Raw genomic sequence first — 18145 nt, 5'->3', positions numbered from 1 at the left:
CCCCGGGGGGGGGCCCCGCGCGCCGGGGGGGTTGTCCTCCCCCGGCGGGGTTGCCCGGCCCCCCCGGGGGGGCGGGCCCCCGGGGGGGGGGGCCGCCCCCCCCCCGCCGTTCGCCGGCCGGCCGGCCGCCGCTCCCGCGCTGACCGGGGCAACACGCAAGATCCGAGCCGGGCGGGGTGTACCGCTCCGGAACCTCTCTTCGATAGGCTGGACCCCGGCGGGTCGCGCCGTGCCGCGCGCCCCCCTCTCCGAGCACCCCGCCGGCAGTACCGCCGCAGGCCCCGTCGTCCGGATCGCCCGGGCCTGACCCCCCCACCCTTCAGGAGTGTGTCCACCGCATGGCCGGTCCCGCGTTCCGCGCCGCCGCCGTCCGGGTCCGCGTCCCCGCGACCAGCGCCAACCTCGGACCCGGCTTCGACGCCTTCGGCCTCGCCCTCGGGCTCTACGACGACGTGGTGGTCCGGGTCGCCGACTCCGGCCTGGCCGTGGACATCGCCGGCGAGGGCGCCGAGAACCTCGCCCGTGACGAGCGCCACCTGGTGGTCCGCTCGATGCGCGCCGCCTTCGACCGGCTCGGCGGCCAGCCCCGCGGCCTCGAAGTGGTCTGCGCCAACCGGATACCGCACGGCCGCGGCCTGGGCTCCTCGTCCGCCGCGATCTGCGCCGGCATCGTCGCCGCCCGCGCCGTCACCATCGGCGGCGCCTCCGCGCTCGGCGACGACGCGCTGCTCGCCCTCGCCTCCGAGCTGGAGGGCCACCCGGACAACGTCGCGGCCTGCCTGCGCGGCAACTTCACCGTGGCCTGGACCGAGGACGGCGGCGCCCGCACCATCACGCTCGACCCCTCCGACCGGGTCGTGCCGGTCGTGTTCATCCCCTCCACCGAGGTGCTCACCGAGACCGCCCGCGGCCTGCTGCCCAGGACCGTGCCGCTGGCCGACGCCGCGCTCAACGCGGGCCGCGCCGCCCTGCTGGTCGAGGCGTTGACCCGCCGCCCCGAGCTGCTGCTCACCGCCACCGAGGACCGCCTGCACCAGGACTACCGGGCCTCCGCGATGCCGGACAGCGCCGCCCTGGTCGCCGCCCTGCGCTCGGAGGGCGTACCCGCCGTCATCTCGGGGGCCGGGCCGACCGTGCTCGCGCTCACCGACGAGGCCGACGTCGGCAAGGTGCTCAACTTCGCGGGGGCGCAGTTCGCGGCGCACCGGCTGGAGCTGGACCGCGCCGGCGCCACCGTCCTGCCGCTCGACATGTGAGACGGACACGATTGACAAGCAAAGGGCTGGGGAATGTGTCAGGGGGTAGGTAGTGTTAACCTCATTGCTGCACCAGATGCCCTCCGGGCGCCGGTGCGACGCATCCCGATCCCGTTCCCCCGCTCGTGCGAGGGCCGGAAGCTCGGGAGCACGATTCTCCGGGAGCTCGCCACACCGCGTACGCAGCCTGCCTGCGCAAGTGGGGCCCATCCCGAAGCCGTGACGGCACCGGACTCCCACCCCCAGCCTCCGCACTGAGGCCAGGCCCGGGTGGGGCCCGCAGCCGCCGCGCGACGGGGGCCCGGGCATCAAAACAGGCGCAGCGAGGTCGGCACCAGAACCGGCCGTCCGCGCCGCTTCGCACCACAGTGCACCGCACTTCGCAGCTCCCCGGAAGGACCAGCCTTCCGCGGGAATCCAGCCCCTGACCAGCGCGAAGAGACGCTGGACAGGACAGCACAACCGGTCGCCGTGCCAGACAGGCCGACGTCCGCTCCAGGGAAGGACCCTTAGTGAGCGACACCACCGATCTGATGGGCGCGCGCCCGGACGCCGAGGCGTCGGACGCGGCCGCCCCGGCGGCTCCGGCGCGACGCCGTCGTACCGCCGCCGCCGGCCTGGACGGCCTGGTGCTGGCCGAGCTCCAGAAGCTCGCCTCGTCCCTCGGGATCAGCGGTACCGGGCGGCTGCGCAAGAGCCAGCTGATCGAGGCCATCAAGGAGAAGAGCGGCGGGGACCCGCTGCTCGCGGGGGCCCCGGCCGCCGCTCCGGCCGCCAAGAAGGCCACCAAGGCCGCCGCCCCCGCCGAGGCCGCTCCGGCCGCCCCGGCCGAGGAGCAGGGCGAACCGGCCGCCGCGCCGAGGGCGGCCCGCCGCACCCGCGCCGCCGTCGTCAGCGAGCCGCAGGCGCAGATCGAGATCCCGGTGCAGGCCGCCGCCGAGACCGCGGCCGCCACCGCCCGGGCCGAGCGTCCGCGCCGCCGGGCCACCGCCGCCGCCGGCGCCCCGACCGCCGAGGCCGCTGCTGCGGCCGCCACCGCCACCGCCACCGAGCAGGCCCCCGCCGAGGCCAAGGCCGAGGCCCAGCGCCCGGCCGCCGCCGAGGGCGAGGCCCGCGCCGAGCGCCGCGAGCGCCGGGACCGCCGCGAGCGCGGCGAGCGGACCGAGCGCGCCGAGGCCCCCGCGGCCGACGCCGACGGCGAGATCCGCGAGTCCCGCCGGGACCGCCGCAACCGCCGCGAGCGCGACCGCACCGACCGCCAGCAGGGCGGCGGCCAGCAGCAGGACGGCGGCCAGGGCGGCCAGGGCCGCCAGCAGCAGGGCCAGCAGCAGGGCGGCGCCCAGCAGCAGCAGGGCGGCGGCAGCGCCCACCAGCAGCAGGGCGGCTACGACGACGACGAGTTCGGCGACGGCCGGCGCGGCCGCCGCGGCCGCTACCGCGACCGCCGGGGCCGTCGCCGCGAGGGTTTCGAGGCCACCGGTGGCCCCGAGGTCCCGCTGAGCGACGACGACGTCCTGATCCCCGTCGCGGGCATCCTGGACATCCTCGACAACTACGCCTTCGTCCGGACCTCGGGCTACCTGCCCGGCCAGAACGACGTCTACGTCTCGCTGGCCCAGGTCCGCAAGCACGGCCTGCGCAAGGGCGACGCCATCACCGGCGCGGTCCGCCAGCCCAAGGACGGCGAGCGCCGCGAGAAGTTCAACGCCATGGTGCGGCTGGACTCCGTCAACGGCATGGACCCGGACAGCGGCCGCGGCCGCCCCGAGTTCGGCAAGCTGACCCCGCTGTACCCGCAGGAGCGCCTGCGCCTGGAGACCGACCCGGGCGTGCTGACCACCCGGATCATCGACCTGGTGTCGCCGATCGGCAAGGGCCAGCGCGGTCTGATCGTGGCCCCGCCGAAGACCGGCAAGACCATGATCATGCAGGCGATCGCCAACGCGATCACCCACAACAACCCCGAGTGCCACCTGATGGTCGTCCTGGTCGACGAGCGTCCGGAGGAGGTCACCGACATGCAGCGGTCGGTGAAGGGCGAGGTCATCTCCTCGACCTTCGACCGCCCGGCCGAGGACCACACCACCGTCGCCGAGCTCGCCATCGAGCGCGCCAAGCGCCTGGTGGAACTGGGCCACGACGTGGTGATCCTGCTCGACTCGATCACCCGCCTGGGCCGCGCCTACAACCTGGCCGCGCCCGCCTCCGGCCGCATCCTGTCCGGTGGTGTCGACTCGACCGCGCTCTACCCGCCGAAGAAGTTCTTCGGCGCCGCGCGCAACATCGAGAACGGCGGCTCGCTGACCATCCTCGCCACCGCGCTGGTCGACACCGGCTCCCGGATGGACGAGGTGATCTTCGAGGAGTTCAAGGGCACCGGCAACATGGAGCTCAAGCTCGACCGGAAGCTCTCGGACAAGCGCATCTTCCCCTCCGTCGACGTGGACGCCTCCGGCACCCGCAAGGAGGAGATCCTGCTCGGCCACGAGGAGCTGGCCATCACCTGGAAGCTCCGCCGGGTCCTGCACGCGCTGGACTCGCAGCAGGCGATCGAGCTGCTGCTGGACAAGATGAAGCAGACCAAGTCGAACGCCGAGTTCCTGATGCAGATCGCCAAGAACACCCCGGGCTCGGGCGACTGACCCCGGCCGCACCACACGGGACCCCGCACCGCCGCCAGGCGGTGCGGGGTCCCGCGTTTTCCGGCCCGGGCCGGAGACCGTCCACGGTCCGGGCGTGTCGCTTATGCTCGGAAGGTCGCGTCCAGGGCGAAAAGAGGCGATATGGCCGAGAACACCGGGCGTCGCGGCCCGCGCCGCCGCCGCGGGCTGCGGATCGCGCTGTTCGCGCTGGCCGGCCTGGTCCTGGTCGGGGCCGGGCTGGGCGGCTTCGCCTACTGGAAGCTGAACGGCAACATCCACGGCGTCGACATCTCCGGGCAGCTGGGCACCGCCCGGCCGCCCGCCTCCACCGGCGGGGCCTTCAACGTGCTGGTGCTGGGCTCCGACTCGCGCTCCGGCGCCAACGGGAACCTGGCGGGCGGCGCGACCGGCGACACCGCCCGCTCGGACACCGCGATGGTGGTGCACGTCAACCAGGCGCACACCGCCGCCTCGGTGGTCTCGATACCGCGCGACACCCTGGTGGCCCGCCCGGCCTGCACCGCCCCCGACGGCAAGCAGGTCGCCGCCGCCCGCAGCGCGATGTTCAACTCCGCGTACGAGGTCGGCGGCCCGGTCTGCGCGGTGAAGACCGCCGAGCAGCTGACCGGGATGCGGATGGACCACTTCGTCGAGGTGGACTTCGCCGGGTTCGCCGCGCTGATCGACGCGATCGGCGGGGTGGAGGTCACCACCACGGTGCCGATCGACGACCGGGACAGCGGGCTGAGCCTGGCCGCCGGCACCCACCACCTGGGCGGCGAGCAGGCGCTGGCCTTCGTCCGGACCAGGCACGGCGTCGGCGACGGCAGCGACCTGGGCCGGATCGAGCTGCAGAAGGAGATGGTCAGGGCGATGCTCGGACAGGTCGGCTCGCTCGGGCTCTCCACCAACCCGGTCGCGATGTGGCAGCTCGGCGACAAGCTCACCAGCGCGCTCACCACCGACTCCGACCTGGCCTCGGTCAGCTCGCTGGTCGGCATGGCGCAGACCCTGAAGAAGATCGGGCCCGAGCAGCTCACCATGGTCACCCTGCCGGTGGCGTACGCGGTCAGCGACCCCAACCGGGTCGTCCCGCGGAGCCCGGACGCCCAGCAGCTGTGGGCCGCGCTGCGCACCGACCGGGCGGTGCCGGCCTCGGTGCTGCAGGCGCAGCCGGCCAACCCGGCGCAGGCCACCCCGTCCGCGCAGGCCACCCCGTCCGACCGGGCGACCTCGGTGCGCGGGGGAGCGGAATAGCGGGATCCGCCTCCCGGTTTGGGAAGAAGCGGGCAGTGCTGGCACACTGGTCCGTCGGTCCCGGTTCACGAGCGGCTGTCCAGTCCGCCGACCCGGTGCCCTCCCGATCAGCTAGGAGAATCCCTTGAAGTCCAACGTTCACCCGGACTACGTGCTCACCAAGGTGACCTGCACCTGTGGCAACGAGTTCACCACTCGCTCGACCGAGACCAGCGGCGAGATCCGCGCCGAGGTCTGCTCGAACTGCCACCCGTTCTACACCGGCAAGCAGAAGATCCTCGACACCGGTGGCCGCGTGGCCCGCTTCGAGGCGCGCTTCGGCAAGAAGCTCTCCGGCGGCAAGGCCTAGCGCTTCCACGGCGCCGGTCTCGGTCGTCCCCGTGCTCTCGCACGGGGCGACCGGGCCGGCGCCGTTCGCGTCTCCCGCTTTTCGCACGTTCCCCCGGCACACTCACGGAAGTAGGACAGACCGATGTTCGAGGCAGTCGAAGAGCTCCTCGTCGAGCACGCCGACCTCGAGAAGAGGCTGGCCGACCCGTCGGTGCACGCCGACCAGGCGAACGCCCGCAAGCTCGCCAAGCGCTACGCCGAGCTGACCCCGATCACCCGGACGTACCTGGCCTGGCGGCAGGCCGGCGAGGACATCGCCGCCGCGCGCGAACTCGCGGTCGAGGACCCGGACTTCATCGCCGAGGCGAAGGCCTCCGAGGCCCGCCAGGACGAGCTGACCGAGGAGCTGCGGCTGCTGCTGGTGCCGCGCGACCCCAACGACGACAAGGACGTCATCCTGGAGGTCAAGGCGGGCGAGGGCGGCGAGGAGTCCGCGCTGTTCGCCGGCGACCTGCTGCGGATGTACCTGCGCTACGCGGAGCGGATCGGCTGGAAGACCGAGATCATCGACGCCAACGAGTCCGACCTCGGCGGCTACAAGGACGTCTCGGTGGCGGTGAAGGCGCGCGGCGGCACCGAGCCCGGGCAGGGCGTCTGGGCGCGGCTGAAGTACGAGGGCGGCGTGCACCGGGTGCAGCGGGTGCCCGCGACCGAGTCGCAGGGCCGGATCCACACCTCCGCCGCGGGCGTGCTGGTCACCCCGGAGGCCGAGGAGGTCGAGGTGGAGATCCACGCCAACGACCTGCGGATCGACGTCTACCGCTCCTCCGGCCCCGGCGGGCAGTCGGTGAACACTACCGACTCCGCGGTCCGGATCACCCACCTGCCGACCGGTATCGTGGCGTCCTGCCAGAACGAGAAGAGCCAGCTGCAGAACAAGGAGCAGGCGATGCGCATCCTGCGCTCGCGGCTGCTGGCCGCCGCGCAGGAGGAGGCCGAGCGGGAGGCGTCCGACGCCCGCCGCAGCCAGGTGCGCACCGTGGACCGCTCCGAGCGGATCCGGACGTACAACTTCCCGGAGAACCGGATCTCCGACCACCGCACCGGGTTCAAGTCGTACAACCTGGACCAGGTGCTGGACGGCGACCTCAACGCCGTGATCCAGTCCTGCGTGGACGCCGACGCCGCGGCCAAGCTGGCCGCCGCCCAGGAGAACTGAGCCTAAGGGGCCCGAGGGATGAACCTGCTGCTCGCCGAGGTGGCCCAGGCCACCCAGCGCCTGGCCGCGGCCGGCGTGCCCTCGCCGCGCTTCGACGCGGAGGAGCTGGCGGCGCACGTCCACGGCGTCAAGCGCAGCCAGCTGCACACCGTGCCCGACGGGGACTTCGACGCCCGGTACTGGGAGGCGGTCTCGCGCCGCGAGCAGCGCGAGCCGCTGCAGCACATCACCGGGCGGGCGTTCTTCCGCTACCTCGAACTGGAGGTCGGCCCCGGGGTGTTCGTCCCCCGGCCGGAGACCGAGTCGGTGGTCGAGTGGGCGATAGACGCGGTCCGCGCGATGGACGTGGCCGAGCCGCTGGTGGTCGACCTGTGCACCGGCTCCGGGGCGATCGCGCTGGCCCTCGCCCAGGAACTGCCCCGCTCCACCGTGCACGCCTTCGAACTCGACGAGGGCGCCCTCGCCTACACCCGCCGCAACGTCGAGGCCAGCCCCGACCGGGCCCGGGTCCACCTGCACCGGGGCGACGCCACCCAGGCCTTCGCCGACGACCGCGGCTGGGACGGCCGGTTCGACCTGGTGATCAGCAACCCGCCGTACATCCCGCTCACCGAGTGGGAGTACGTCGCCCCCGAGGCCCGCGACCACGACCCGCAGATGTCGCTGTTCTCCGGCGAGGACGGCCTGGACACCATCCGCGGCATCGAACGGGTCGCCGCCCGGCTGCTGCGGCCCGGCGGCGCGGTGGTGATCGAACACGCGGACACCCAGGGCGGGCAGGTCCCGTGGATCTTCCGCGAGGAGGGCGGCTGGACGGACGCGGCCGACCACCGGGACCTGAACAACCGGCCGCGCTTCACGACCGCCCGCAGGGCGTCGCTGTGAGGACCGGGCCCAGCACGACCGCCGGGCGCGCACCGCGCTGAGGACCCGGGGCGCCGGGCGCCCCGAACGCACCACCGACACCTGCAGTACCACTGACACCACCGGAAGGGGATTGCTCCGATGAGCCGCCGATACGACTGCTCCGACGCCCAGGACCGCGCGAGCGGGCTGCGTGAGGCCGCCTCGGCGATCCGCCGCGGGGAGCTGGTGGTCGTCCCGACCGACACCGTGTACGGCCTCGCGGCCGACGCCTTCTCGGCGGAGGCGGTCGGCGCGCTGCTGGCGGCCAAGGGCCGGGGCCGGAACATGCCCTCGCCGGTGCTGGTCGGCTCGCCGACCACGCTGCACGGCCTGGTCACCGACTTCTCCGAGCAGGCCTGGGAGCTGGTGGACGCGTTCTGGCCTGGCGGCCTGACCCTGGTGGCCCGCCACCAGCCGTCGCTGCGCTGGGACCTGGGCGAGACCCGGGGCACCGTCGCGGTCCGGATGCCGCTGCACCCGGTCGTGCTGGAGCTGCTGAACACCACCGGCCCGCTCGCGGTCTCCTCCGGCAACAAGACCGGCGGCCCGTCCCCCTCCACCTGCGACGAGGCCGAGGCGCAGCTCGGCGACGCGGTGTCGATCTACCTGGACGGCGGGACGGCCGACTACGGCACGCCCTCCACCATCGTCGACGTCACCGGCAAGGTGCCGGTGGTGCTGCGGGCGGGCGCGATCGGCGTCGAGCAGCTGAGGGAGGTCGTTCCGGACGTGGAGGCCGGCAGTTGACCGCCGCCGCCCCGTCGTACGGAGCGGGGAGCGCCCTGGCACCCTTCGCGGAGCCGGGGCCGCTCCCGCTGGACACCTTCCGCATCCTGTTCGTCTGCACCGGCAACATCTGCCGCTCCCCGATCGCCGAGCGCCTGGCCCGGCTGGAGCTGGACTCCCGGCTGGGCGTGCGGACCGGCCGCCGGATCGTGGTGGAGAGCGCCGGCACCTGGGGCCACGAGGGCGCCCCGATGGAGGCGCACGCGGCGACGGTGCTCGGCGAGTACGGCGCGGACAGCGCCGGCTTCGCGGGCCGGGAACTGCTGGACGAGCACGTGATCGACGCCGACCTGGTGCTGACCGCGACCCTGGACCACCGGGCGCAGGTCATCTCGATGGGCCACGCGGCGGGTCTGCGGACCTTCACCATCAAGGAGTTCACCCGTCTGGTGCAAAGGGTCGACCCGCGCACCCTGCCGGACCCCCGGGACGGCGCGCGGCTGACCGAACGCGCCCGCGCGCTGGTCCGCTCGGCCGCCGCCCTGCGGGGCTGGCTGCTGGCCTCCGCGCCCGAGTTCGACGAGCTGAGGGACCCGTACGGGGCCCCGATCGGGATGTTCCGCAACTGCGGCGAGGAGATATTCGACGCCCTGGACCCGGTGGTGACCGCACTGACGGGTGTGGCCCGCTGAGTTGAGCGCCCTCCACTAAAGTTTCCGTGGGGGATTCGTGAAGACTGGGTGCGCAGGCCGTGAGGACAACCGGAAAGGCGCAAGCCCGTGCGCGCGGGCGGGCCGGGCGGAGGGGGCCGACCTACGCTGGAGGGAATCCGCCCGCACCGCAGCCTGGAGCGCACCATGACGGTCGCCGACGCCCCATCCGTCCACTGGGAGGCCGCCGAGGCCCTGCGCGCGGCCGACCCGCTGATCGCCGACCTGCTCGCCGCCGAGGCCGAGCGCCGGGCCGGGAGCCTGCAGCTGCTCGCCGGGGAGAGCCTGGCCACCCCCGCCGTGCTGGCCGCGCTGGCCGGGCCGCTGGCCGACAAGTACGCCGACGGCTACCCGGGCCACCGCCACCACACCGGCTGCGCGCCGGCCGACACCGTGGAGCTGCTGGCGATCGACCGGGCCCGCGAGCTGTTCGCCGCCCCGCACGCCAACGTCCAGCCCCGGTCCGGCACTTCGGCGATGCTGGCGGCCTACGCGGCGCTGCTGCGGCCGGGCGACGCGGTGCTCGCGATGTCGCTGGAGCACGGCGGCCACCTGAGCGCCGGCTCGCGGGCCAACTTCTCCGGCCGCTGGTTCCGCTTCCACGGCTACGGGGTGCGCGCCGACGACGGCCGGATCAACCTCGACGAGGTCCGCGCGCTGGCCCGCGAGCACCGCCCGAAGGCGATCGTCGCGGGCGGCACCTCCTACCCGCGGCACGTCGACTGGGCGGCCTTCCGGGAGATCGCCGACGAGGTGGACGCCTACCTGATCGCCGCCGCCGGACAGACCGCCGGACTGGTCGCGGCCGGCGCCGCGCCCTCCCCGGTGCCGCACGCCGACGTCACCGTCGCCACCACCCACAAACTGCTGCGCGGCCCGCGCGGCGGCCTGCTGCTGTGCACCGCCGAACTGGCCGACCGGATCGACCGGGCGGTGTTCCCGTTCAGCCAGGGCGGCGCGGCCATGCACGAGGTCGCCGCCAAGGCGGTGGCGCTGGCCCAGGCCGCCACCCCCGCCCACACCGGCTACGTCCGCCGGGCGGTCGCCGGGGCCCGGGCGCTGGCCGCCGCGCTGGCCGAGGCCGGGGCGCCGCCGCTCACCGGCGGCACCGACACCCACCTGGTGACGGCCTCGGTCGCCCCGCTCGGCCTGACCGGCGTGGAGGCCGAACGCCGCTGCGCCGCCGCCGGCCTGATGCTCGGCCGGTGCGCCCTGCCGTACGACCCGGCACCGCCCACCGAGACCTCCGGGATCCGGCTGGGCACCGGCACCTGCGCCGCCCAGGGGATGGGCGAGGCCGAGCTCGGCGAGGTCGGCGCCCTGCTCGGGCGGGCGCTCGGCGGGGGAGCGGCGGAGCCGGTGCGGGAGCGGGTGCGCGAGCTGGCCCGGGCGTTCGCCGGGCGGCCCTGAACCACCCGGTGGCCGTCCGGGAGAACCGCGATGCGGGGGCTCGGCGTCGGAGTCAATAAGGTGTGGTCCGTGGCGACGCACCTCGAATCCCGAACCAGCGCGGGAGTACCCTGCGTACTCGTCCGTCCGAGCGCGACCCAGGAGGCCGGTGGTGCGTGAGTATCTGCTGGTCATGTTCGTCTCGGCGGCGGTGACCTACCTGCTGGTCAGCCCGGTGCGGAAGTTCGCGATCGCGGCCGGGGCGATGCCCGCCGTCCGGGCCCGCGACGTGCACCGCGAGCCCACCCCGCGGCTCGGCGGCATCGCGATGTTCGGCGGCCTGCTGGCCGGCCTGCTCGCGGCCTCCCAACTCTCCGGCCTGGGACGGATGTTCGTGCAGAGCGCGGACATCAAGGCGCTGCTCTCCGGGGCCGGGATCATGTTCGTGCTGGGCGTCCTGGACGACAAGTGGGGCGTGGACGCGCTGGTGAAGCTCGGCGGGCAGATGATCGCCGCCGGCGTGATGGTCTGGCAGGGCATCACGGTGATCGCGATCCCGGTGCCCGGCTACGGCTCCGTCCCGGTCACGCCGACCCAGGGCATGCTGATCTCGGTCGTGCTGGTCGTCGTCATGGTCAACGCGGTCAACTTCATCGACGGCCTGGACGGCCTGGCCGCGGGCATGGTCTGCATCGCCGCGACGGCCTTCTTCCTCTACTCGTACCGGCTCTGGCTCGGCTACGGGATCAATGACGCCGCGCCCGCCGCGCTGTTCACCGCCGTGCTGATCGGCATGTGCCTGGGCTTCCTGCCGCACAACCTGCACCCGGCGCGGATCTTCATGGGCGACTCCGGCTCGATGATGCTCGGCCTGATGCTGGCCGTCGCCGCGATCTCGATCACCGGCCGGGTCGACCCCGACCTGATCACCGAGCAGGTCGGCTCGCAGACCACCGCCGTGCACGCCCTGGTGCCGATCTACATCCCGCTGATCCTGCCGCTGACGGTGATCGCGCTGCCGCTGGCCGACCTGCTGCTGGCCGTGGTGCGCCGCACCTGGGCGGGCAAGTCGCCGTTCGCGGCGGACAAGCAGCACCTGCACCACCGGCTGCTGGAGGTCGGGCACTCGCACAGCCGGGCCGTGCTGATCATGTACTTCTGGGCCGCGCTGATCGCCTTCGGCACCGTCGCGGTGTCGATCACCAACACCGGCCGGACCGTGGTGCTCGCGATGGCGGGCCTGTGCCTGCTCGGTCTCGCGGTGCTGCTGATGCCGAGGTTCAAGCCGCGCGCGCCCAAGGCCGTCCAGTCCTTCGTCCCGCCGCGCTACCGGGACGGCGAGACCGCCGCCGCCGAGACCGCCGCCGCCGGGGCCGCCGGACCGGAGGAGGCGGAGGGTGACGAGGAGGTGCCCGCGATGGCCGAGCTCTCGGCCGAGGACAAGGCCCTGCTGGGGCGGCTGGGGACCGGCGCGACGGCGGTCGGGCAGCGCGGCGAGCAGGGTTCCTGACGGGGCGTCAACTCCCGCTGGGCCGTTCGGCGGCACCCGTTCGGCGGCACTCCTGGGCCTCCCGTGTGACAGGTACCACACGTTCATGGTAAAGCTCTCATCAAATAGTTTGTGATACCGTTCACGAGTACCGAGAACGCGCCGAAAGACCTGACAGGTGGAGGACTTCCGTCCCAGGTCGGTCTCCCTCGACGGGTCCAGCCGTTCAGGCTGACCACCCGCGGCGAGGTCCTCGCACCCCGTGTGTCTCTGCCCCCCGTTTCCGACATGCCGCCGGAGTTGCCGACATGCCGTCCCACGACGCCCGGATCCTCCGTGGCGCCGCAATCCCCACCGCGGTCGCCGGAGTGGTCGCCATGGCGATCTCGTTCGTCGCCGCCGGCGGGAAGGGGCTGCTCGGCGCCCTGATCGCGACCGTCGTCGTGATCGCCTTCTTCGGCGCCGGCCAGATCGCGCTCGACCGGTTCAGCCGGAACAACCCGCAGATGCTGATGCCGATCGCGATGCTGGTCTACACCACGCAGATCCTGCTGGTCGGCGTCCTGCTCGCGGTCGCCAAACACCTCGACTTCTTCGATCACAAGGTCTTCGGCTTCTCGCTGCTCGGCCTGGTGGTCGTCTGGATGGGCTTCCAGGTCCGGGGCTGGCTCAAGGCCAAGACCTTCTACGTGGAACCCGACGGCAAGCCGAAATCCGGGCGTCAACCGTGAGCGGGGCATACCGTCCCCCTCGCGAGGGGGGCGGTGTTTATGCCCTCCTGACGGACTGCTATCGTCCGTCCCAACGGCGGAGTACGGGAAGCGGCCAGGTCCCTCCGAGAATCGGACGGATCGCCCCCCGGCTCCACGAAGCTTTCGAAGATCCCGCGGTGGGGATATGCGCCGCGCCGGGTCAGCGAGAAATCCAACAAGTTCCAGTGCCGCACCGTGGCCCCCGGTCACGCCGACACACCGAGGTTGCCGTAACCATGCGTCAGAACGAAGGAGTCTGTGGTGGGTGCTGACGTCCAGCTCGCCTCCGAGGCCGGTTGCCACCTGAACTCCGGCTGCGGCTTCCCGGCCCCCGGCCTGAACGAGTTCGACTTCAAGCCGATCTTCACGGTCGGTGGCGTCGACTTCACCAAGCCGATGCTGCTGTCGATCATCTGTGCGCTGCTGGTGGTCGGTTTCTTCTGGGCCGCGTTCGCCAGGCCGAAGCTGCTCCCGGGCAAGCTCCAGCTGGTCGGCGAGATCGGGTACGACTTCGTCAAGCGGAGCATCGTGCTGGAGACCATCGGCAAAAAGGGCGAGAAGTACGTCCCGATGCTGGTCTCGATGTTCTTCTTCGTGTGGATCATGAACATCATGTCCATCATCCCGTTCGCCCAGTTCCCGGTGATGTCGCGCATCGCGTTCCCGGTCGGGCTGGCGGCGATCGTGTGGGTCACCTACATGGGGCTGACCTTCAAGAAGCACGGCTTCGTCGGTGGTCTGAAGAACCTCTGCTGGCCGTCGGGCATTCCCGGCTGGGTCATGTTCATCCTGGTGCCGATCGAGTTCTTCTCGAACATCTTCGTGCGTCCCTTCACCCTCGCGGTGCGAGCCTTCGCCAACATGTTCGCCGGTCACCTGCTGATCGTCGTCTTCTCGGTGGCCTCCTGGTACCTGCTCAGCCCCAGCATCGGCGCCCTCTACGGCTCGGTGTCCTTCGTGGTGGCTGTCGCCCTGACCGGCTTCGAGCTGCTGGTGCAGTTCCTGCAGGCCTACATCTTCGTGATGCTCGCCAGCAGCTACATCGCCGGTGCCCTGGAAGAGGCGCACTGAGCCCCGCGGCCCCGGCCGCGCCCTGAACTCCCGGTGGCCAACACCCACCGGTATCCCATCCCCGCAAAGGATTAGCTGAGATGTCCGCTCTCGCTGAGGTTTCCGGTTCCGTCGCTTCCATCGGCTACGGCCTCGCCGCCATCGGCCCCGGCATCGGCGTCGGTCTGATCTTCGGTAACGGCGTGCAGGCGATGGCCCGTCAGCCCGAGGCTGCCGGCCTGATCCGCTCGAACATGTTCATCGGCTTCGCCCTGACCGAGGCCCTCGCCCTGATCGGCATCGTCATGCCGTTCGTCTACGGCAAGTGAGCCAGGCGCACCAGTAGTCAATACCGACGAAAGGTTCTGATATGGCCCCCGAGGTCTTCCTCGCGTCGGAGGAGCAGATGAACCCGCTCCTCCCCGCGTGGCCCGAGGTCATCATCGGCCTGCTCTGCTTCTTCATCGTCTTCGGCATCCTCGGCAAGAAGCTCCTCCCCAGCATCGAGAAGGTGCTGGGGGAGCGCCGTGACGCCATCGAAGGCGGCATGAAGCGCGCGGAGACCGCTCAGGCCGAGGCCCAGGCCCTGCTGGAGCAGTACCGTGCCGAGCTCGCCGAGGCGCGCCACGAGGCCGCTCGGATCACCGAGCACGCCCGTGAGCAGGGCGCTGCCCTGATCAACGAGATGCGCGAGGAGGGCCAGCGCCAGCGCGAGGCCATCGTCGCGGCCGGCCACGCCCAGATCGAGGCCGACAAGAAGCAGGCGACCGCCGTCCTGCGCCAGGACGTCGGCTCGCTGGCCTCCCAGCTGGCCTCCCGCATCGTCGGTGAGTCGCTGGAGGACCACGCCCGTCAGAGCGGTGTCATCGACCGCTTCCTGGGCGAGCTGGAGTCCAAGGCCGCCGCTGCCCAGGGTGCGTCCAAGTGATCGGCGCGAGCCGTGAGGCACTCGCCGCCGGCCGCGAGAACCTCGACAGCCTGACCGACAACACCTCGGTGGACTCGGCCAAGCTCGCCGAGGAGCTCGCTGCCGTCACCGCGCTGCTGGACCGCGAGGTCTCGCTGCGCCGCGTCCTGACCGACCCCGCGCGGTCCGGTCAGGACAAGGCCCAGCTGGTCGCCTCGCTGCTGAACGGCCAGGTCTCCGGCGAGACCGTCGACCTGGTCTCCGGCCTGGTCCGCTCGCGCTGGTCCGGTCCGCGCGACCTGGTCGACGCGGTCGAGGAACTCGCCGCTTACGCCGAGGTCGTCGCCGCCGACAAGGCGGGCGCCCTGGACGACGTCGAGGACGAGCTGTTCCGGTTCGGCCGGGTGGTGGCGGGCTCGCACGAGCTGCGCGCCGCGCTGACCGAGCCGAAGGCCGACGCCGCCGCCAAGGCCGCGCTGGTCCGCAAGCTCCTCGGCGGCCGTGCCAACCCGGGCACCGTCCGCCTGGTCGCCAACCTGGTCACCACCCCGCGTGGTCGTAGCCTGGAGGGTGGCCTGGAGTCCTACTCCAAGCTCGCCGCCTCCCGGCGTGGCCGCGTGGTGGCCCTGGTCACCAGCGCGATCCCGCTGTCGGACGTCCAGAAGCAGCGCCTCGCCGCCGCCCTGGCCGGTCTGTACGGCCGCCAGGTCCACCTGAACATCGACGTGGACCCGACGGTCCAGGGCGGTGTCCGGGTGCAGATCGGCGACGAGATCATCGACGGCACCGTCGCGAGCCGCCTCGAAGGCGCTCGTCAGGGCCTCGAAGGCTGAGCACCAGCACTATCCGACCCTCGGTCGGGCGTCGGTCCACACCAGGTGGGCCGGCAAAACGTACGGCCGGTTCACCCGACCCGGCCGAGAGTCGAGCACTTGCGGCCCTCAATGGCGGGCCGAGGATCGCAAACTAGGAGAGCAGGGAAGCCTGATGGCGGAGCTTACGATCCGTCCGGAGGAGATCCGGGACGCGCTGGCCGACTTTGTCCAGTCGTACCAGCCGGACGCGGCCTCGCGTGAAGAGGTCGGCACGGTCACCGAGGCCATGGACGGTATCGCCAAGGTCGAGGGCCTGCCCTCGGTCATGGCCAACGAGCTGCTGAAGTTCGAGGACGGCACCCTCGGCCTCGCGCTGAACCTCGACACCCGCGAGATCGGTGTCGTCGTCCTCGGTGAGTTCTCGGGCATCGAGGAGGGCCAGACGGTGCAGCGCACCGGCGAGGTCCTCTCCGTCCCGGTCGGCGACGGCTACCTGGGCCGCGTCGTGGACCCGCTGGGCAACCCGATCGACGGCCTGGGCGACATCGCCGCCACCGGCCGCCGCGCCCTGGAGCTGCAGGCCCCCGGCGTCATGGCCCGCAAGTCGGTCAAGCAGCCGCTGCAGACCGGCATCAAGGCCATCGACGCGATGACCCCGATCGGCCGCGGCCAGCGCCAGCTGATCATCGGTGACCGTCAGACCGGCAAGACCGCCGTCGCCGTCGACACCATCATCAACCAGCGCGACAACTGGCGCTCGGGCGACCCGGAGAAGCAGGTCCGCTGCATCTACGTCGCCGTGGGCCAGAAGGGCTCCACCATCGCGTCCGTCCGCGGCGCCCTGGAGGAGGCCGGCGCGCTGGAGTACACCACCATCGTGGCTGCTCCCGCCTCCGACCCGGCCGGCTTCAAGTACCTCGCCCCGTACACCGGTTCGGCCATCGGCCAGGAGTGGATGTACGACGGCAAGCACGTCCTCATCGTCTTCGACGACCTGTCGAAGCAGGCCGAGGCCTACCGCTCCGTCTCCCTGCTGCTGCGCCGCCCGCCGGGCCGCGAGGCCTACCCGGGCGACGTCTTCTACCTGCACTCCCGCCTGCTGGAGCGTTGCGCCAAGCTGAACGACGCCCTCGGCGGCGGCTCGATGACCGGTCTGCCGATCATCGAGACCAAGGCCAACGACGTCTCGGCGTACATCCCGACCAACGTCATCTCGATCACCGACGGCCAGTGCTTCCTGGAGTCCGACCTGTTCAACGCCGGCATCCGCCCGGCCGTGAACGTCGGCATCTCGGTCTCCCGCGTCGGTGGCTCCGCCCAGATCAAGGCCATGCGCTCGGTCGCCGGCCGTCTGCGCCTCGACCTCGCCCAGTACCGCGAGCTGGAGGCGTTCGCCGCCTTCGGTTCCGACCTGGACGCGGCCTCGAAGGCCCAGCTGGAGCGCGGCGCCCGCATGGTCGAGCTGCTGAAGCAGGGCCAGTACCAGCCGTTCCCGGTCGAGGAGCAGGTCGTCTCGATCTGGGCCGGCACCACCGGTCAGCTGGACGACGTCCCGGTGGCGGAGATCCGCCGCTTCGAGCGCGAGTTCCTGGACAACGTCCGCCTGGAGCACAAGGGCATCCTGGCCGGCATCGTCGAGACCGGCCTGCTGGAGCAGGGCACCATCGACGCGCTGACCGCCGCGATCACGTCCTTCAAGCAGGGCTTCACCACGGCTGACGGCAAGCTGCTCTCCGAGCAGGCCTGAGTCCGGTAGCGAGGGAAAGGACGTAACGACCCAATGGGAGCACAGCTTCGGGTCTACAAGCGCCGCATCCGCTCCGTCACCGCGACGAAGAAGATCACCAAGGCGATGGAGATGATCTCCGCGTCGCGCATCGTCAAGGCGCAGCGCGCGGTGGCCGCCTCCACTCCGTACGCCGACGAGCTCACCCGCGCGGTGACCGCGGTGGCCACCCGGTCCACCGCGAAGCACCCGCTGACCACCGAGAACCCGAACGCCTCGCGCGCCGCCGTCCTGCTGATCACGGCGGACCGCGGCCTGGCGGGCGGTTACTCGACCAACGCCATCAAGCAGTCGCTGGCGCTCGCCGCCCGCCTCCGCGCCGAGGGCAAGGACGTGGTCACGTACATCGTCGGCCGCAAGGGTGTGGGCTACTACGGCTTCCGCAACCTGGCGGTGGCGAACTCCTGGACCGGCTTCTCCGACAAGCCGACCTACGGGGACGCCAAGGCGGTCGCGGCGGACCTGATCGAGGCCTTCACCGCGGAGACCGGCGGCGTGGACGAGCTGCACCTGGTGTCGACCGAGTTCGTGTCGATGCTGACGCAGAACGCGATCGACGCCCGCCTGCTGCCGCTGAAGCTCGACGAGGTCGAGCTGAGCGACGGGGCACCGGCCAAGAACCAGATCTTCCCGCTGTACGACTTCGAGCCGTCGGCGGAGGGCGTCCTCGACGCGCTGCTGCCGCGGTACGTCGAGAGCCGGATCTACAACGCGCTGCTGCAGTCGGCCGCTTCCGAGCACGCCGCCCGCCGCCGCGCGATGAAGAGCGCGACGGACAACGCCGGCGAGCTCATCAAGTCGCTGACGCGGCTTGCCAACTCGGCCCGTCAGGCCGAGATCACCCAGGAAATCAGCGAGATCGTGGGCGGCGCGAACGCGCTGGCCGACGCTAGCGCGGGGAGCGAATGAGT

The 18145-nt window shown here is 72.2% G+C and carries 17 protein-coding genes; all 17 read left to right on the top strand.

The annotated features are described in order from the left end of the window. Positions 1–338 precede the first annotated feature (338 nt). The 17 genes from thrB to ACZ3J7_RS32260 all read left to right on the top strand — a co-directional run bounded on the left by thrB (position 339) and on the right by ACZ3J7_RS32260 (position 18143). Positions 339–1256, top strand: a complete 918-nt coding sequence (thrB, locus tag ACZ3J7_RS32340; protein ID WP_465626945.1) for a homoserine kinase — start codon at positions 339–341, stop codon at positions 1254–1256. A 512-nt stretch (positions 1257–1768) separates the two neighbouring features. Beyond that, positions 1769–3898, top strand: coding sequence for a transcription termination factor Rho (gene rho / locus ACZ3J7_RS32335; RefSeq protein ID WP_465626944.1), 2130 nt, complete (start codon positions 1769–1771; stop codon positions 3896–3898). A 141-nt stretch (positions 3899–4039) separates the two neighbouring features. After that, positions 4040–5155 carry an LCP family protein gene (locus ACZ3J7_RS32330; RefSeq protein WP_465626943.1) on the top strand — a complete coding sequence of 372 codons (1116 nt, stop codon included), beginning with the start codon at positions 4040–4042 and terminating at the stop codon, positions 5153–5155. Positions 5156–5279: 124 nt separating this feature from the next. After that, positions 5280–5504 (top strand): 50S ribosomal protein L31, encoded by a 225-nt coding sequence (gene rpmE, locus ACZ3J7_RS32325; RefSeq protein WP_014138082.1) that lies wholly within the window; start codon positions 5280–5282, stop codon positions 5502–5504. Positions 5505–5627: 123 nt separating this feature from the next. After that, positions 5628–6704 carry a peptide chain release factor 1 gene (gene prfA / locus ACZ3J7_RS32320; protein ID WP_465626942.1) on the top strand — a complete coding sequence of 359 codons (1077 nt, stop codon included), beginning with the start codon at positions 5628–5630 and terminating at the stop codon, positions 6702–6704. 18 nt (positions 6705–6722) lie between these two features. Beyond that, a complete protein-coding gene (gene prmC, locus ACZ3J7_RS32315) occupies positions 6723–7589 on the top strand; it encodes a peptide chain release factor N(5)-glutamine methyltransferase (RefSeq protein WP_465626941.1) in 867 nt (288 codons plus the stop codon). Between the two features lie 120 nt (positions 7590–7709). Continuing rightward, on the top strand, positions 7710–8357 hold the full coding sequence (locus ACZ3J7_RS32310) for an L-threonylcarbamoyladenylate synthase (RefSeq protein ID WP_465626940.1): 648 nt from the start codon (positions 7710–7712) through the stop codon (positions 8355–8357). Between the two features lie 35 nt (positions 8358–8392). After that, positions 8393–9028, top strand: coding sequence for an arsenate reductase/protein-tyrosine-phosphatase family protein (locus ACZ3J7_RS32305; protein ID WP_193588046.1), 636 nt, complete (start codon positions 8393–8395; stop codon positions 9026–9028). Positions 9029–9193: 165 nt separating this feature from the next. Continuing rightward, positions 9194–10456: a serine hydroxymethyltransferase gene (locus ACZ3J7_RS32300; protein ID WP_465626939.1), complete on the top strand. Its 1263-nt coding sequence runs from the start codon at positions 9194–9196 to the stop codon at positions 10454–10456. A gap of 151 nt (positions 10457–10607) precedes the next feature. Next, positions 10608–11945, top strand: a complete 1338-nt coding sequence (locus ACZ3J7_RS32295) for a glycosyltransferase family 4 protein (RefSeq protein ID WP_465626938.1) — start codon at positions 10608–10610, stop codon at positions 11943–11945. Between the two features lie 287 nt (positions 11946–12232). Next, positions 12233–12655 carry a hypothetical protein gene (locus tag ACZ3J7_RS32290; protein ID WP_465626937.1) on the top strand — a complete coding sequence of 141 codons (423 nt, stop codon included), beginning with the start codon at positions 12233–12235 and terminating at the stop codon, positions 12653–12655. Between the two features lie 279 nt (positions 12656–12934). Beyond that, on the top strand, positions 12935–13747 hold the full coding sequence (gene atpB / locus ACZ3J7_RS32285) for a F0F1 ATP synthase subunit A (protein WP_465626936.1): 813 nt from the start codon (positions 12935–12937) through the stop codon (positions 13745–13747). Between the two features lie 80 nt (positions 13748–13827). Then, the gene (gene atpE, locus ACZ3J7_RS32280) at positions 13828–14055 is read left to right on the top strand and encodes an ATP synthase F0 subunit C (protein WP_030909515.1); all 228 of its coding nucleotides are present in this window, start codon (positions 13828–13830) and stop codon (positions 14053–14055) included. Positions 14056–14096: 41 nt separating this feature from the next. Next, positions 14097–14654 (top strand): F0F1 ATP synthase subunit B, encoded by a 558-nt coding sequence (locus ACZ3J7_RS32275; protein WP_465626935.1) that lies wholly within the window; start codon positions 14097–14099, stop codon positions 14652–14654. Beyond that, positions 14651–15466, top strand: a complete 816-nt coding sequence (locus ACZ3J7_RS32270) for a F0F1 ATP synthase subunit delta (RefSeq protein ID WP_465626934.1) — start codon at positions 14651–14653, stop codon at positions 15464–15466. Before ACZ3J7_RS32275 ends, ACZ3J7_RS32270 begins: the two co-directional genes overlap by 4 nt. A 154-nt stretch (positions 15467–15620) precedes the next feature. Then, a complete protein-coding gene (atpA, locus tag ACZ3J7_RS32265) occupies positions 15621–17195 on the top strand; it encodes a F0F1 ATP synthase subunit alpha (protein ID WP_465626933.1) in 1575 nt (524 codons plus the stop codon). 33 nt (positions 17196–17228) lie between these two features. Further along, complete coding sequence (locus ACZ3J7_RS32260; RefSeq protein ID WP_465626932.1) at positions 17229–18143, top strand: F0F1 ATP synthase subunit gamma; 915 nt, start codon at positions 17229–17231, stop codon at positions 18141–18143. The last annotated feature ends 2 nt before the right edge of the window (positions 18144–18145 follow it).

The organism is Kitasatospora sp. NPDC015121, from assembly GCF_055562955.1.
The sequence above is the reverse complement of the archived record's forward strand: the minus strand, read 5'-3'. Positions and strand labels throughout refer to the sequence as shown.

Bases quoted from the DNA above. Each gene is read 5' to 3' on its own strand.
- ACZ3J7_RS32260 (WP_465626932.1), top strand. From the start codon at position 17,229: ATGGGAGCACAGCTTCGGGTCTACAAGCGCCGCATCCGCTCCGTCACC.
- atpE (WP_030909515.1), top strand. From the start codon at position 13,828: ATGTCCGCTCTCGCTGAGGTTTCCGGTTCCGTCGCTTCCATCGGCTAC.
- ACZ3J7_RS32275 (WP_465626935.1), top strand. From the start codon at position 14,097: ATGGCCCCCGAGGTCTTCCTCGCGTCGGAGGAGCAGATGAACCCGCTC.
- thrB (WP_465626945.1), top strand. From the start codon at position 339: ATGGCCGGTCCCGCGTTCCGCGCCGCCGCCGTCCGGGTCCGCGTCCCC.
- ACZ3J7_RS32290 (WP_465626937.1), top strand. From the start codon at position 12,233: ATGCCGTCCCACGACGCCCGGATCCTCCGTGGCGCCGCAATCCCCACC.
- prfA (WP_465626942.1), top strand. From the start codon at position 5,628: ATGTTCGAGGCAGTCGAAGAGCTCCTCGTCGAGCACGCCGACCTCGAG.
- ACZ3J7_RS32310 (WP_465626940.1), top strand. From the start codon at position 7,710: ATGAGCCGCCGATACGACTGCTCCGACGCCCAGGACCGCGCGAGCGGG.
- prmC (WP_465626941.1), top strand. From the start codon at position 6,723: ATGAACCTGCTGCTCGCCGAGGTGGCCCAGGCCACCCAGCGCCTGGCC.
- atpA (WP_465626933.1), top strand. From the start codon at position 15,621: ATGGCGGAGCTTACGATCCGTCCGGAGGAGATCCGGGACGCGCTGGCC.
- ACZ3J7_RS32330 (WP_465626943.1), top strand. From the start codon at position 4,040: ATGGCCGAGAACACCGGGCGTCGCGGCCCGCGCCGCCGCCGCGGGCTG.
- ACZ3J7_RS32300 (WP_465626939.1), top strand. From the start codon at position 9,194: ATGACGGTCGCCGACGCCCCATCCGTCCACTGGGAGGCCGCCGAGGCC.